The sequence below is a fragment of the Ensifer sp. R-19 genome (assembly GCF_049905105.1).
Classification (GTDB): domain Bacteria; phylum Pseudomonadota; class Alphaproteobacteria; order Rhizobiales; family Rhizobiaceae; genus Ensifer.
This window is the reverse complement of sequence record NZ_CP184570.1, coordinates 320,789-336,587: the sequence shown is the minus strand read 5'-3', so window position 1 is coordinate 336,587 and position 15,799 is coordinate 320,789. Positions and strand designations below refer to the sequence as shown.

Here is a 15,799-nt window from a genome sequence, read left to right as displayed (position 1 = left end):
CAACTGAGGAAAATCATGATTCCAGACGAAATTGCCGCAATGGCCTGGAGCATTTCAGCCCGACATATGGCACGTGGACAACGCGACCCTACGACGATGGTTGCTGAGGCGATTGCGTTGGAGCGGCAACGCTGTTTGGGCATTGTCACCGAATGCTGCGGAGAAAACAGCGACGTCGCCAGAGAGATACAACGCTCTGGCAAATAAGGTTCATCATTTCGATTGGCAATTCGCCCCGTTGCACGTGGTTTTCGCCTGCTGATGACGCTGCCGCCCTCGCTAGTTGTTGGGGTCCTGCCGCCAACCGTGAAACACCTTCTTGCAAACGACGGGACTATGTCTGCTGCGTGAACAGCGTTCCTACATTGATTTCAAAAGGAAAATGGCGATAGAGCTCAATCCCTCCAGAAGAGCGGGGTCAGGATGACCAGCACCGTCAGGATTTCGAGACGGCCAAACAGCATCATCACCGACAGAAGGTATAGGGCTGGATCCGACAAGGTCGAGAAGTTACCAGCCGGTCCGATGATCGGCCCAAGCCCGGCGCCGACATTGGAGAGCGCTGTGGCAACGGCGGAAGCAGCCGTGACGAGATCATAGCCCATGGCGCCCATCGCCAGACTGCCGAACGCCCAGATGAACATATAGGCGGTGAAGAACATGAAGACCGTGCGCTGGACATCGATATCGACGAGGCCCTTGCCATAGCGCACCGTGTGGACCGCATTCGGGTAGATCAGCTTGAAGAGGCCCGCCCGAATGGAATTGAAAATGATGATGAAACGGTAGGCTTTCATGCCGCCGGCCGTCGAGCCGGAGCACCCGCCCATGAAGGTGGCGGCGAAAGCAAGGGCGACGATGAACTCCCCCCACAGCATGTAATCGTCGCTGGCAAAGCCGGTCGTCGACAGGATTGACGAGACCGTGAAGAACCCATGCGCAAGCGCATCGCTCGCTGTGACGCCATTGGCAAGGCGCTGATAAAGACTTGCGGCAAGCGCAAGTATGGTCAGATAGGACAGGAAGACGATGATCTGCGGATCCTTCAGCGTATCGAGCCGGCCGCGAACGATGAAGAGAATGAGCACCGAAAACGGCAGGCTGCTCAAGGTCATGAAGAACGTTGCGACCCACAGGATCGGCAGGCTCTTGAAGTAGCCGAGCGAGGCGTCGTGGGTGGCGAAGCCTCCGGTCGCGATCGTCGACATTGCATGGTTCAACGCGTCGAAGCGGCTCATGCCGAGATAGGAGTAGATAATCGCGCAGGTGACCGTCAGCACCACGTAGATGAGGATGAAGGCGCGGGTAAAGGTGACGATCCTGGCGAAGGGCTTCTCGGTCGTATCCGAGGATTCCATCTTGAAGAAGGACATGCCGCCGACACGCAAGTAGGGCATGACGAAGAGCCCGAGCGCCACGATCCCGATGCCACCCAGCCAATGCAGCAGCGAACGCCAGAGCAGAATGCCCGGGGGAGCGAAATCGAGACCGGTGATCACCGTTGAGCCAGTCGTGGTGATGCCAGAAACGGATTCGAACAGGGCCTTGGCGAAATCGAGTTTCAGCGACGAGAACCAGAAAGGCACCGCGCCTACGAGCGAGATGACGAGCCAGAGCAAGTTGACGACGAGGAAGCCCATCTTGCGGCTGAAGGGCGGAGGGCCGCCCTGCGTCGCGGCCATCGTCAGAAGTGAGACGCCCCCGGTAATGAAGGCCGACACGGCAAATATCCGCCAATCCGGATGCCCATAGAACAGGTCCACCGCCGCCGGAAGAAGCATCGTGAGGGACAGGTAGAAGGCTGCCTTCGCGGCGATGTTGATCGCGGATTGGTAGAGAGATGCATGCAATGGTCGACGGCCCCAGCGCAGTTGTCCGAAAGCCCGAATCGGCTGTTGGGATCGGGCGCCATTCAATCTGAAAGTCGCGCGATTCGCACCCGCCGCTGCCGGCAAGTTCATCGGACGCAGGCCGAGAGCCCGCTTCCTATCTCACATTCGGCGCGTTTCATCACTGCCGGTGGGACGAGCAGCCGCGGCAAACGCCGATAGGCTGCGGTTTCCACAGCCGTTCTGCGGCATTTTGCTCATTCAACTCTAACTCACGAAAAGATCAGGCCTTTCGGGCGCGACAAGTCATCACCTTGACTTATTTCAGCGTGTAAAGCCTGCTTCATCCATTCCACATGCAACCTTGAGCACAACCGATGACACCCGCCCGTTTCACCCAATGCCTTCTCGTTCTTCGTTGGACGCCGATCAATCTGGCGAGCGCCCTGCATTGCAACCTGGCGTGGATCGAGGAGATGGAGACCGGCGAGGAGAAGGTGCCGGACGAACTGGCGACCTGGCTGGAAACGCTGGCGCGGACCCACGAGGAACTCGGCATCCCCGTCACATATCGTGGCAAAGGCCTTGAACCGGCAACAAGCCGAGCTGCGCGCCGTTAACCGACGCAGCCGGGCGCTGATCCAAGCGGAACTCTGCGCAGGGAGGGTCAATTGTCACCCGGTGCGATCGCGAGGGCACCGGCAGGGCTGAGCGTACCGCACCGCCAGAGCCGGTAAGATTGCTGCGTATCCCAGTCATAGTAGTAGGCCGCATCCAGTCGCTTCGCCTTCGCAAACTCGGCGAAGACGCTGCGCATGGCTGCCATCGCGCCCTCGCGCTGACGATCATCGACGGGACAGGTACGGGCCGTGTTGGCGATCCCCCACTCCGTCACCCAGCACGGCCTGCCGCTATCCGATGGCTCGCAGAAATCGAGGAGCTTGGTGACGACGGATGTGATCGCTTTCGGATCCTTGCGGGCGGGGTAGATGTGGATGCCGTAGGCATCGACATGCTTGTCCATTCCCCGGTCCCGCAGAAGCGTTATCACCTCAGCCGGATCGAGCCGCTCCATGCCTTGCCGGTCCGCTTCCTTGGCGCCCATGTCAGAGAGCCCGGCGGAGACAATGGCGGCGCCGCTGCTCTTGGCGCTTTTGCGCACCTCCTCACGGGTGATCTTTAGCACCTCGATATAGCGGTCGAGGCCCTCTTCGAAAGCTGCGCGATCCTTGAGATCCCCGACGGTTCGCGGCGTCAGCTGACCGGGTTTCTGATAAACGGCAAGATCGCCGTTGTAGCCGGCAAGGTTGATCTCGTTTGCAGGCTCCACCGCGTCGAGGCGAACACCGAGCGCGTCCAGGCGGGTGAGCGCTTCGCGAAGGCCAAGGCGATATCGATCGAGGTCCAGCTCGGACAGGCGGTTGATGTCCCAGATGCGCCCCTGGCCACTGCGGGGCCGTACCGCATCCGCATAGTAGCTTTTGTTCGCAAGCTGGATTTCGAGCAGGATACGCAATCCGAGTCGGCTTGCTATGCCGACCGCGTCGATGCTCTTTTCGACCGGCCGAGACAGGGAGAGCCGCACATGTGTGGCGCCGCTATCGGCGATCTCCTTAAGCACGCGCTCCTGCTCGGCGCGGTCGAGCCAGGCAAGATTGAGCCGATTGACCCCGTAGCGCGCGAGAGCCGTGTCCTTGGCCAACGCCGGCGGTGCGTCAAAGACTGCCGCTAGGGAAAGCTGGGCGGCGAGGAGCAGCGCCCATGGCGCTGCTCTCGTCAAGAGGCGATTAGATGCCAACCTGTTTGAGCGCACTTTGGAAGTTCGCCTCGCAAGCCGAGTACCGCTCGGTGACGGCCTGTGCATCGATCTTGGACAGGAAGTTGGCGAGATGGGCGCGCTTGTCGCTTTCGCGGTTCCACACGCCCGCCTCGATATAGGGGAAGCCGATGAATTCGAGCATCTCCCGCATGCGGTCGTCGACGGCAATCATCAACGACGGCGTACCCGCCTGCATGCCGATGACGCAGCCATGGAACCGCCGGCCGATGCAGAGGTCTCTCGACGACGACCAGGCGCGCCACTGGTTGGTGTCGAAGAACACCATGAGCTCGTTCTCTCTCTGCCACTTCTCCTGATGCTTGTACTCGGTCTTGCCGGTGATGCGTCCGCTTGAGCGGTCGTAGACCGGAGCGTTGTCGTCCACCGGGAGCGTAAGGTTATAGGCAACGACCTCGTCCTGGATGACGTAGCTTGCGACGCTATCGGGCTTCAGTAGCGCATGGGCATCGACGATCGTGTCGGCGACGCTGCCGAGATAACCGCCGAGCGCGAGTTTCTGGGCCGATGCCAGGTCCGCATTGGCAAGAGACGTCAGCGAACGTCGCATCTCGTTCGGCGCGAAGAAGAGCGAAGGGCAGCCGGTCGGCTTGACGAACTTCATGCCCTCGGCTCTCAGGAACTCCGCGGTGAAATAGCCACGGGTCAGGAAGAAGCTCTCCTTCTGCTTCAACACCTCGAGGAACCGCAATGTGCCAGCCGGCAGGTTCTCCTTGAGCCCTTCCCGTTTCTGGATGCCGATGCCCATCACCAGCACGGGCATCTTCAATTTATCGAAGACATCGGCTTCGAGATCGGCGGAATATCCCGGGCGCAACAGGTTCGCCGAGGCGAACACGCACATGTCGAATTCCTTGTTCAGGGCATCATAGACATCGTTGGCGCCGCGGCTGTTGACCAGGTGCCAGAAGGGCACATAGGTCACGTCATGTCCGCGTAAGGCGTAAGCTGCGCCCTCGCCGATCAGGTAGTTACCGGTGTTGGCGATCTTTTTGACCTGGTCGATCAGTTCCTTCTTGCTTCGGATGTCGTCGAAGTAAGGCTTGTGATGGACCGTCGCACCGGAAACACGCGAGACGGTACGCTGGAGATATGAAGGGATTCCGGTGAGCAGGATACGCATCGATACACCTGAGTTATGGGCTGACCCACAGTTGACGTAGAGCGGGATGAGGAAACGTGTGCGCAGTCTTCCTCATCCCGCCCGAACATTATGAAATCGATCGCATTCGTGCCTCGGGTAGAACGCACCCGAGGCGTCAGCGATTTATTGGCCGATGCCGATCTCGCGCAGTACCGTGCGGAAGTTGCGTTCGCGATCGGAGTAACGGTCGACGAGTTCGGATGCGTTCAGCCCGGCCAGATGGCTGGCGACGAAGTCCGCGCGGTTTTCGGCTTTTTCGAGTTCCTGCACCTCGACCGACGGCAGGCCGGTAAAGCCCAGCATTTCGCGCATCCGGTCGTCAACTGCCACCATCAGGCTCGGCACTCCCGCCTGCATGGCGATGATCGAGCCGTGGAACCGCCGGCCGAAGTTGAAGTCCATATGCGAGGCCCAGGCGCGCCACTGATTGGTATCGAAGAAGGTGCGCAAGTCGAACGGCATCTTCAGACGATCCGTACCCGGATAGGCGATATCGCCGAGCATCTTTCCCGAGCAGGAGTCAAAAACTCTGCCATCGGCATCCGGCTCGACCTTCATGTCGAAGTGCAGGAACTCATCCTGGATAACATATTGTGGCTTTGCTCCCTCGGGGTTCAGCGCGATGGCATCGACGATGCAATCGTGATTGGCGCCGAGATAACCCGAAAAGATCGTCTTTGCCTGGCCGATCTTGACGCTCGGCAGCTTCTTCATCGACGCGCGCATGTTGTTCGGCGCGAAATAGACCGAGGGGCAGCCGGTCGGTCGAACGTACTTGAAGCCCTGGTCCTTCAGATAGCCAGCCGTCTCATAGCCACGGGTCAGGAAATAGTGTTCGCGGTCCTTGAGCACGTCGAGCAGCCGCTTCGTTCCTTCCGGCAGGCCGGTTTCCAGATCCTTGCGGTTCTGATGGCCGATGCCGAGCATGACGATCGGCATCTTGAGCTTGCTCAGCACATCGGCTTCGGCATCCGCCGACAGCCCCTTGCGCAGGAGATTTGCGCAGGTGAAGACGCAGATGTCGAAGTTGTTGTTGAACTCGTCGAACCCGCTGCCGTTCTTGTGGCAGTTGTAGAGATGCCAGAACGGGATCTGCTTGGCATGCGGCGCGATGGCACGCAGAGCTCCCTCACCGATCAGATAGTTGCCGGTGTTGCTGATGTTGCGAAGCTCCTGAAGAAACTCGTCCTTGGATTCGGGCTGTTTCTGCCGTTCCGAATAGGAAACCGACAGGCCATTCGCGCCATTGGCGAGGCGCGTGTAATGGCCAGGAATGCCCGTCAGGAGGATTCTTGGACGCATGCGTAAGTCCCTTCTAGTTAAAAAGTCGCCCGGCGCGCTCAAACTGCTGCTGCAACGCCGGTATTGGATGTCTCACGCGCACGGATAACCTTGGCGCGCGAAAGAGATGAATTGTTCACGGAGCCGTCACACCAGCCAAGGAACTCCGCGAAAGAGTTTGGCCAGGCACGGCGCGCCGCCGTTCTGAGGCAGCCTTCCATGATGGGGGCAAGCAGGTTGCGGTCATGAGCAACCTCGGTGATCGCCTTCACCATGTCTCGTACCACTTGCGGGTCGGAGGGAGCGTCGATCAGGATGCCGTCCTCACGATCAACGATCAGCTCGTCCACTGCGCCGACGGCAGTCGCGATCGGGACGCAGCCAAGCTGCTGCGCTTCAGCGATCATCAAGGGCGCACCTTCCCAGCGCGACGGCATGACCAGCACGTCGGCCCAGCCGAGCGCCTTGATCAGATCCCGGCTTGCAAAGACGGGCGGGCGCACCTCGACGCCAAGCTCTTTCAGCCGGTCGGTCCAGGAGAAGCTGGCATCAGCCAGGATCTCGCCGCCGATCGCCCGGGCGTCGAACGGCACACGCGCCGCGCGCAGCTCCGAAATCGTCGCGGCGAGCCGGTCGATGCCCTTCTGCTGGTCGAGGCGGCCCATGTAGAGAAGCCTCAACCGATCGTCCTTGCGTTCGATCCGCCGCACCTGCAGCACCTCCGCAAGCACCTTCGGTGGGACGGAGAAGCTCGCGCCGTTCGGAACCGCGAAGATCTTCTCAAGCGGTACGCCGAAGCTGTGCAGATAGAATTTGAGCTGTTCCGAGCAGGTCAGGAAGGCATCGTAGCAATGCTCGTGCGCGATCGCTGCGAAAGGCTGGCCGGCCGGACGCTTGAACGGCGTGTTGTCGACGACGTGCAGATAGCAGGCCGTGCGCGTGCCTTCGGAACGCAATCGGGCGATCAGCGGGTGCACCGCCATGACGTGGTTGTTGATGACGAGATCGAAGCCCGAAAGCTGGCCCTTCAACGCGCCCCAGTCGACCTCATGATGTTCGGCGATGAAGTCGTGTCCCAGGAACGAGCCGGAGCCACCCCAGGCCGGAATGCCCTGATCCCAGAAATGAACGTAATCGAAGCTCGCATCGAACTCGTCGATCACGTCCATTCGGCTGGTGCCAAGCACGAACAGGTGCGTCTCATAGCCGGCGGCGCGCAATTCGCGGGACGCAGCGTAGATCACCTTTTCGGCACCACCGAAGGAGGCGTTCGGCACGAGCAGCGCGGCCGTTTTCTTTCCGGCCTCGCTGTGCCCGAGCGGCAGCACCGGCGAACCGCCGATTTCCGTGCGCAACGCCTTATGCAGATCGGAATAGGGCATGAGCCTCGGCGGGCGCCAGGTCCAGCGGCGGCCGGCGGTGCGGCGCAGCGGGCTCGTGGCGATTGCGTTGACGCAGTTGATCATGACCTGCTGCGGCGTGATGAGCGTCCGGCGCGGCAGAGCCCTTGGGAACGGGAACCGCACATTGAGGACCGCCGACGTCGGCCAGACCTGCTGGCTGCCGATCGAGGCGAACCAGTCGAGCGCGTTGTTGCGGATGACATCGCGCAAAAGCGCCGTCGAAATGAAGATGAGATCCGGCTGGCCGAGGTGCTCGGATCCGGCATCGAGGAACGTCGGTTCGATCTTGCGCTGCGTGGCGTCGTTGCCGAGGTGGACGAACACGACGTTCGCCTTCTCGCTCAGCCGCTCCAAGTGGCAAAGAACGTTCGGCAACATGCGCGAGCGCAAGAGCAGATCGATCGTCGCCCCGCTGCCGGCCATCACGAATGGCGGAAAGTGCACGTTGTCCGGCTCGCCGGTATTTGCCCAGAAGGCCGGGATGATATCGTCCAGGCGCAGCCTCTTCGGCTGCTTGGTCGGGTCGGTGAAGAACGAGATCGCCGCGTCTTCGGTGCGTGCGAAGAGATAGCGGGGGCATTCCTCGTGTTCAAAGTCGACGAGCATCGGCCTTTGGAACAGCGCTCTGTGGCGCTTCCTAAGGAAGCTTACGGACGTCGCACGGTCGCGGTTGGCTTCCTTGAACCGGCTTTCCGCCCGCAAGCGGTATTCGAAGGTCGTCTCGTGGCAAGGCGTGCCGACGAAACCGTGTTCCACGCAGGAAAGCCAGAATTCCCAGTCCTCGAAACCGTTCTGCCGGTCGTCGTCGAAACGAACGCCCTCCCGGAAGACATCGATGGAGATCATCGAGCCCGTGTCGCAGATGTTGTCGGTGATGCAGTGAACCAGCCTGGAATAGTGGTTGCCGTAGTGCGCTCGCCAGCTCACCGAGAAGGTATCGATATTGGTATAGACCCAGCCGGCGCCGCTCTCACGCAGTTGGCGGTAAAGGGTTTCGATCGTGCCCGGCAGAACGCGATTGTCGGCGTCGAGAAAATAGACAGCCTTCGCTTCAGACAGGTTTTCAAGCACATAGTCGATGGCCCGATTGCGCGCGCCGCCCGGCCCTGCATTCCGGCCGAAGACCACGTGGATGTCGGGATGAGCCGCAGAAAACAACAGCAGTTGATCGAAGGTCTCGTGCCGTGGGTCACCATCGACCGAGACGACGATGGCGATCCGGCAATCTGAAAGCGCCGAAGCTAATGCGGACTCGATTGCCTCGAGTGCCAGCGCCGCGTGCCCGTAGAGCGGCATGGCAATCGCGATCAGGTCGCGTGGATCGCTATTGCTTGACATGAGACGCACCACCCGACTGCTTTACCATCCGGAAGCCCGACACCTTGAGCCAGGAAAAGTCGACGGAGTCGGTGACCGCACGGCTGAGGATCATCAGATCCATGGGATGGCGCACCGGCTCGTCCAATTGGAAATTGATATTGATCGGCTGCTGGTTCGTGACCTCGCGCCAGCCACTGAAAAAGGCCGAAGGCTTCACCGAGCCCTTGCGGGCGAGTTCGGCAACTTCCGAACGCGCGTTCGAAGTCGCTGGCGCGAGCAGGAAGCTGACGGCAGCGGGCGCCCCCTTCGGATGATCGACGATGGCGCTTGCGGAGAACGAAATGGTTCCGGGCTCGACCGCCCGACCGATGGCGCCGGCCGACACGCCGCTCGGCAGCGGGTGGCAGACCACTGCGTGTTCGTGCTCGAGGTAGCGCACGGTCTGGAACTCCGGAACCACCGGCGTGACCGACACGTCGACGATCTGACTCAAGAGATCCACCGACAGCCGGTAATCCTCGATGAAGTGACCGTCGAGCAGCGCCGTTGGCGCGATCATGTTCGGCATGCGTGTCGGCTTGACGCCGGGAAGGCCCGTATAGATGCGGAACGCGAGCGGACGCAGATCGAGGTCGGCGTGACGCGTTTCGGAGCGTGCGGTGTAATGCTCGCTGGCAATGGGGTAACCGAGCGAAAGACCGATGGTTTCCGAGCCCGTCGTTGACACCCTCAACCGCAACGTTCTTGCGCCGCCTCCGCAGGTGCGCGGCAAGGCGAAGAAGTTCCACGTAGGCACCAGCTGTGAAAACGGCACGGACCATTCGGCCACGCCTTCGCCGCTTTCGACATAACTCAGGACGACGACCAGTTCGCCACCGTCTCTCGGAACGGAATTGAAATGAAGCGCGATGCCTGCCACGCCATGGCTTGAAACCGGCAGGAGTTGCTCGACGAAAGCATTGGCGATCAGATGGCCGATGCCTTCGTCCTTGGGGTCGACATAGGGATCGTGCGCAAAGACCTCGGTGACCGGCTCCCAATTGCGCGCCTGGAAGGCGTCTTCGAGCGCACGATAATTCTCGAGCAGCGTTTCGCGCTCGCGGCGCAATAGCGCGAGCTCCGACGTGATCGCACTCGAAAACCGCGCAAGACGCCCGACACCACCGTCGACCAACGCCTGAATGATTACGGCACTTTCTGCCGCCGTGTGTGCGCTCAACCGCTTGACCGGGAAATCCGGTACGGTGCCAAGCGCACGCAAGGACACGAGCCGTTCCGCAAGGTCCTCCTCCCCCTCTTTTGAGAAGGCAAGCCCGATCAGCGGGAATACGTTTTCGAGAGTGGTTTGGGCCCGATCGCCCTTGGGAAGGAAATGAACCAGGTGCTCGATGCCGCTACCTTCGACACTCGCCCTGTCATGATCAGATGCCACCACCAGCTTTCGCTTCGCTTGCGAATACCTCACGCCAGAAGACATCAACTCTTGCACGCGCCACCTTCAATATGAACAAGTTCCCTCTGAAGTTGAATTCGCCGAAACGAAATACATCGGCGAATTCAAGCTCATACGAAAATCATATCAAGGTTATTTGCACTGCACAATAAGTGATATTTGTGTTTTTCGTGAAATAATACTTCGGATTTTGAAGTATTATACAGATGAAACCAGTGAGATATTAGAGGTAGAAGCACTGTTTGTTGCCTTGTCCAGCAACATCATCTGCCGCGCGATGCAGTCACCCAACCGGAACCGCTGTTCGATCGTCCGGCGGGCGGCCGCACGCATCTCGGTATACTTTTCCGGATGACGCAACGCTTCGGAGAGCGCGCCCGCGAGCGCGTCCGTATCAAAGAATGGCACAAGCAGGCCGTTGCGACCGGAACTCACGACTTCCTGCATCGGGGCGGTATCCGACCCGATGACAAGTGCACCGCAGGCCATGGCCTCCAGCACCGACCAGGAAAGCACGAAGGGATAGGTCAGATAGATATGCGCCGCCGAGATCTGGAAGAGCTGTCGCAACACGGCATGTGGCACGACGCCCGGAAACAGGAACCGGTCTGCCGGCACATCCAGGGACTGAAGCAGGTGATCCCTCCAGGATCCTCCGCCCGGCGGCGGAGCGCCGTAGCTGACGCCATCGCCTCCGACGAACACGAAGAGCGCATTGGGATGTTCCCGCGCGACTTTCGCCGCCGCCGCAATCGCCTGCGGAAAGCCGCGATAGGGCTCGAGGTCGCGGGCCACGAAAGTGACGATCGACGGATCGCCCGCCTTCAGCACCCGCCCATCCGGAAGCTTGAGCGAGGCCGACGCATCCGGACGGAAGACGCGCGTATCGACGCCCTCATGGCAAACGGCAATGCGTCCGCGGTGCTCGGCCGGATAGAGGCTCCTTTGCCAATGGGTCGGACTAATGCCGCCATCCATTACCTCCAGCGACAGCAGCTGCGCCATGTTGCGCAGACGCAGCCGCTTTCGCGTGTCCGAATCGGGTTGGTCGTCAGGGGCAAAACCGATGTCCGCCCCTTCCGCGCGATAGAAGAATTCGCAATAGCCGAGCGCTGGTACGTTCGGCAGCACGTCCTTGACGAACATCATGCTGCCCCAGCCCGTGTGCCCAACGATGACGTCGGGCATCTGGCCCTGCTTCGCCATCGCCTCGAAGGTCTCTGCGACCCGGTGACCTATGCGGACGTGATGGTCCGGAACGCCCAAATGCCTTGCCATTTGCGCATTGGCCTGCGGTCCCGGCTCCGCCCTGTGGCGGATGACCCGCGTGGACGGAATCCGCTGATCCACGGTTTCCGTCACGAGGGTTACTTCATTTCCCGTCTGCGCCAAATGGGCCGCGAGAGCGGCGAATTGGCAGAAGCCGCGCCGGTGTACAAATGCTACGTGCATGTTCCTAGCCTTTTACCGATGAAAGGACAGCGTTCGCGCCGCGGCTCAGATGCCGTAACGCGTCGCATTCCCCCAAACCAGCTCAAGCCGGTGCAGCGTTTGAAATGCGGTTTCGAGATTGCGCCGGTCCTGCTCGCCGTGGCTGAGCACCCGTTCATAGGCACCGGCAGCTTTCCTGAGCGAATCGCAGAGCTGCCTGCCCTTTTCCGAAAGCCGAATGCGAGCCGAGCGCCGGTCGCGCTGCGATGCAGCCCGGTCGATATATTCCCCATCGCCGAGTTGTTTCAGATAGTAGGACACATTGGAACCGACATAATGGCCGCGATCCAAAAGCTCAGCCACGGACACCTCGGCATCGCCGATCGCGAGCAAGACCATGGCTTGCGCCGGGCCAATGTCGTCGACGCCAAGCTTTGTCAGCTCGGCGCGCAACAGGCCGGTAAACCGTCTGCTTGCTCGCTCCATCATCCGCGCCAGCTCGAAATAACTGACCACGGAGGCTTCGCTCTCCTGGCCAATATCTTCGTGTTCGGCGGCACTACCAACTGCGTCATCCCCGGGGCGGATGGCAACAGCGCCGCCGAAATCTGCGAACGGGTAGAGAATCTTTTGATTCATCCCTCTCTCCAACTAAGCATTACTACGATATTCAAAAATTACTTCAAATTTTGAAGCAATTTTTGGCCCCCTTTACTCCCCCCGAATATGATTATCTTGAGCATTCCACCATTATTGTGTCACACTTATCACGGCAACACTGTGATTTAAGTGATAACAAACAAAATAGCTTCCTCAAGACCCCAACGAACTTATCCAGAAATTCGCCACGCGTGACAGCAAACGAGGCAATATGATTAGCAAGAACCAAATTGGGCCAAAGACGGCGCAAAATGGAGCAAACGATCCACGGCTGCTTATTTTGAAGGCGCGCCGCGTGTTCGTTTTGGCACTTATTTATGCAGCGGTGCTGAGCGCTTGCATCGGCATCTTGCAGCTCTCCACGCCGCTTTACATGATGCAGGTCCACGACCGCGTCCTGAACAGTCAGAGCATGGATACGCTTACCATGCTGACGATTCTGGTGATCGGCGCGCTCATTATCTATGGCGTGCTCGAATACATCCGGGCGCTGACGTTCCAGGCGATGGGAAGCGCGGTCGTGCGTTGGCTGAACTTGCCAGTGTTGACCGCGGCAGTGCAGGCGGCGGCCGATCAAGGGCTGACCCGCGCGACCCAGTCGCTACGGGACCTGGCTGAGTTGCGCAGCTTTCTCACGACCTCCGCCGTCAGTGCACCGCTCGATGCCGCCTGGTCGCCAATCTTCCTCGGCGTGCTCTTTGCGCTGCACCCGATGTTCGGCCTTCTTGGCGCCATTTCCATTGCCCTGCTCGTGTGTTGTGGATTGCTGACTGATTTGCTGACTCGCCGGCTGATGAAAGAGGCCAATCAAGCCAATATCGAGGCCGTCTCGAAAATTGGTGCGAGCTTGCGCCACGCCGAGGCGATTGAGGCAATGGGAATGCTGCCCGCACTCGCCCGCCGCTGGCGCGCGGCGCAACTGCATGCGCTGGATGCGCTCGAAGTCAGCGGCAGCCGAAGCAAGGCGATGGCCTCCATCACCCGCTCGATACGCTTCATGATCCAGGCAGCAGCGCTGGCGACGGGCTCTATCCTCGTGATGAAGCAGGAGATCTCGCCCGGCGCGATGATGGCCACGACCATTCTGGTCGGACGCCTTCTCGCCCCATTTGATTCGATGATCGAAAACTGGCGCCAATGGGTGTTGGCCATCGCCAGTTGGCGACGGATCGAGGCGGCACTCAAGGAGGATCTCGCCGTACGCCAGACGATGCCGCAGCCGCGCACGCAAGGCGATCTCGTTGTCGACAAGCTGGTCTATGCCGCCCCCGGTCTCGATGTACCGATCATCAAGGGCATCGGATTTTCGCTTTCGCCGGGCGAGGTGCTCGGCATCGTCGGGCCGTCGGCTGCGGGAAAGTCGACGCTTGCCCGCCTCCTTGTCGGCATTTTGAAGCCGACCACGGGCGGCGTTTTCCTCGACGGCAACAACGTTTATCTCTGGGAGCGCGCTTCGTTCGGGCAGATGACTGGCTACCTGCCGCAATCGGTCTCGCTGCTCGAGGGGACCATCCGCGATAACATTTCGCGCATGGAGGAAGGCGAGCCTCAAAAGGTGCTCGACGCCGCCCGCCTTGCCGACGTGCACGACATGATCGGCCGGCTGCCACTTGGTTACGATACGCCGGTCGGTGACGGCCATTTGACGCTTTCCGGTGGCCAGCGGCAGCGCATCGCACTTGCCCGCTGCCTCTATGACCGCCCCCGACTGATCGTTCTCGACGAGCCGAACGCCAACCTCGACGCGATCGGCGAGCGAGCATTGATCCGTGCGATCGAGCGTGCCCGCAACGACGGCGCGATCGTCATCATGATCGCCCACCGGCCAACCATCATGCAGGCGGCAGACAAGCTGCTCGTCCTCGAAAACGGTCGAATCACCCAGTTCGGACCGCGCACCGACGTGGTCGCATCCATGACCCCGGGCGAACCGAGACGGGAAGGCGTTTCCGCATGACAAAGAAACCCAATCTACCGATCGCGCGCGATGCAAAGAACGCAGTGACATCGCGTGGTGGTGAGAACCTGCCTGCCATCATCGACCGGCCTCATCCGCTGCATGGGCTGGACTCCGATGCCGAAGGCAGCGCTTCCGCCCCGCTGCGCGGCGTGGTCCTTGCCGGTCTCACGACCATCCTCGTCGCTTTTGGCGGCTTTTTCGGCTGGGCCTTCTCGACGGAGCTCAGCAGCGCCTCGGTCGCAAGCGGCACGATCGTAGTCGATTCGAAACGCAAGACCGTCAGCCACTTCGAGGGGGGCATTCTCAAGCGCCTGCTCGTCCAGGAGGGGGATCGTGTTGCGGCCGGGCAACCACTCGTCAAGCTCGAAGATACCCGTGCGCGCTCCGACCTGCAGGCGCTGCAAAGCCGTCGCCTCGGTCTGATTGCGAAGCTTGCCCGCCTGAGGGCGGAACAGACGGATTCACAAGAAATCACGTTCCCTGATGATCTGAAGGGCGCGCCGGATCCGGCGGCCGATGATGCGGTGAAAGCGGAAACGAACTTTTTCGAGCGCCGGCGCGAAGCAAAAGCCGGTCGCCTTGATGTTCAGGGCAAGACCATCGAAGAATTTTCGGAGAAAGCCAAATCGCTCGCCGAGCAGATCCGCGCGACCGATCGACAGATCGAACTGATTACCGAGCAGCGAACCGCGATCGCCACTCTTGTCGCGAAGGAGTTCGCGCAGCGCTCGAAGCTTATCGAGATCGATGCCAAGCTCAGCGAACTGGCGGCAACCCGTGGCGAACTCGCCGGCAATAAGGCCCAGGCCGAAAAGGCGGAAGCCGGAGCAGAACTCGGGTTGACCGGTATCGAGAATGAGTTCCAGTCCGAGATTGCCGGCGAAATCACCACGGCCCGCCTTGAGCTTTCCGATGTCGAAGAACGATTGGTGTCCGCCAAGGACATCCTGACCCGCCTCGACATCCGCTCACCACAGGCCGGGATCGTCACCAACATTCAGCTGCGCACGGCAGGCAGCGCCGTCTCGGCGGGGCAACCGCTTCTCGATATCGTGCCCGAGGACGAACCACTGCTCGTGGAAATGCATGTCGGCACCCGTGACATCGACAGCATCGACATCGGCTCGAAGACGCAGATCCGGCTGACGGCCTACAACCAACGCACGCACCTGCCTCTTGACGGCGAGATCAGCTATGTGGCGGCCGACCAGTCGGTCGATGAGAAATCGAATGTCTCCTACTACGTGGCGCGTGCCCGCATTGCGGCTTCGTCGCTCAGTGCCAACCCCGACATTCGCCTCTATCCCGGCATGCCTGCCGAGGTCCTGATCGTCCACAAGCCACGCTCGGCGATTGACTACATGGTCTCACCGATTGCGGACAGCCTGAACCGCGCCTTCCGCGAAGACTGAACTAGAACTTAACCACTATACGAAGCCGGCGAAATTCAATTTCGCCGGCAATTTATTTCTAAATTTGAA

Annotated in this window: 11 protein-coding genes; 3 read left to right on the top strand and 8 right to left on the bottom strand. The window is 60.4% G+C overall.

Translation table 11 applies throughout. The features are described from left to right. Window positions 1–395 precede the first annotated feature (395 nt). The gene (locus ACN9MO_RS20985) at window positions 396–1,850 is read right to left on the bottom strand and encodes a TrkH family potassium uptake protein (protein ID WP_058320950.1); all 1,455 of its coding nucleotides are present in this window, start codon (window positions 1,848–1,850) and stop codon (window positions 396–398) included. A 356-nt stretch (window positions 1,851–2,206) separates the two neighbouring features. Here ACN9MO_RS20985 and ACN9MO_RS20980 point away from each other — a divergent pair, with 356 nt between their 5' ends. Beyond that, on the top strand, window positions 2,207–2,449 hold the full coding sequence (locus ACN9MO_RS20980; protein WP_113737147.1) for a hypothetical protein: 243 nt from the start codon (window positions 2,207–2,209) through the stop codon (window positions 2,447–2,449). Between the two features lie 47 nt (window positions 2,450–2,496). Here the strand turns inward: ACN9MO_RS20980 and ACN9MO_RS20975 are convergent, their stop codons facing one another. The 7 genes from ACN9MO_RS20975 to ACN9MO_RS20945 form a co-directional block, all read right to left on the bottom strand. Beyond that, window positions 2,497–3,585 carry a glycoside hydrolase gene (locus tag ACN9MO_RS20975; RefSeq protein ID WP_113737206.1) on the bottom strand — a complete coding sequence of 363 codons (1,089 nt, stop codon included), beginning with the start codon at window positions 3,583–3,585 and terminating at the stop codon, window positions 2,497–2,499. Window positions 3,586–3,616: 31 nt separating this feature from the next. Then, on the bottom strand, window positions 3,617–4,789 hold the full coding sequence (locus tag ACN9MO_RS20970; RefSeq protein ID WP_113737146.1) for a polysaccharide pyruvyl transferase family protein: 1,173 nt from the start codon (window positions 4,787–4,789) through the stop codon (window positions 3,617–3,619). 144 nt (window positions 4,790–4,933) lie between these two features. Next, complete coding sequence (locus tag ACN9MO_RS20965; protein WP_113737145.1) at window positions 4,934–6,112, bottom strand: polysaccharide pyruvyl transferase family protein; 1,179 nt, start codon at window positions 6,110–6,112, stop codon at window positions 4,934–4,936. Window positions 6,113–6,150: 38 nt separating this feature from the next. Further along, window positions 6,151–8,832 carry a glycosyltransferase gene (locus ACN9MO_RS20960; protein ID WP_113737144.1) on the bottom strand — a complete coding sequence of 894 codons (2,682 nt, stop codon included), beginning with the start codon at window positions 8,830–8,832 and terminating at the stop codon, window positions 6,151–6,153. Further along, the gene (locus ACN9MO_RS20955; protein ID WP_110879222.1) at window positions 8,819–10,291 is read right to left on the bottom strand and encodes a DUF6212 domain-containing protein; all 1,473 of its coding nucleotides are present in this window, start codon (window positions 10,289–10,291) and stop codon (window positions 8,819–8,821) included. Before ACN9MO_RS20955 ends, ACN9MO_RS20960 begins: the two co-directional genes overlap by 14 nt. A 174-nt stretch (window positions 10,292–10,465) precedes the next feature. Continuing rightward, complete coding sequence (locus ACN9MO_RS20950; RefSeq protein ID WP_113737143.1) at window positions 10,466–11,719, bottom strand: glycosyltransferase family 4 protein; 1,254 nt, start codon at window positions 11,717–11,719, stop codon at window positions 10,466–10,468. Window positions 11,720–11,764: 45 nt separating this feature from the next. Then, window positions 11,765–12,337, bottom strand: coding sequence for a MarR family transcriptional regulator (locus tag ACN9MO_RS20945; RefSeq protein WP_057249450.1), 573 nt, complete (start codon window positions 12,335–12,337; stop codon window positions 11,765–11,767). A gap of 232 nt (window positions 12,338–12,569) precedes the next feature. On the opposite strand from ACN9MO_RS20945, the gene ACN9MO_RS20940 reads away from it, so the two are divergent. Further along, window positions 12,570–14,315, top strand: a complete 1,746-nt coding sequence (locus tag ACN9MO_RS20940; protein WP_425987605.1) for a type I secretion system permease/ATPase — start codon at window positions 12,570–12,572, stop codon at window positions 14,313–14,315. Continuing rightward, a complete protein-coding gene (locus tag ACN9MO_RS20935) occupies window positions 14,312–15,730 on the top strand; it encodes an HlyD family type I secretion periplasmic adaptor subunit (protein WP_425987603.1) in 1,419 nt (472 codons plus the stop codon). The genes ACN9MO_RS20940 and ACN9MO_RS20935 overlap by 4 nt, the downstream gene beginning before the upstream one ends. Window positions 15,731–15,799: the final 69 nt, after the last annotated feature.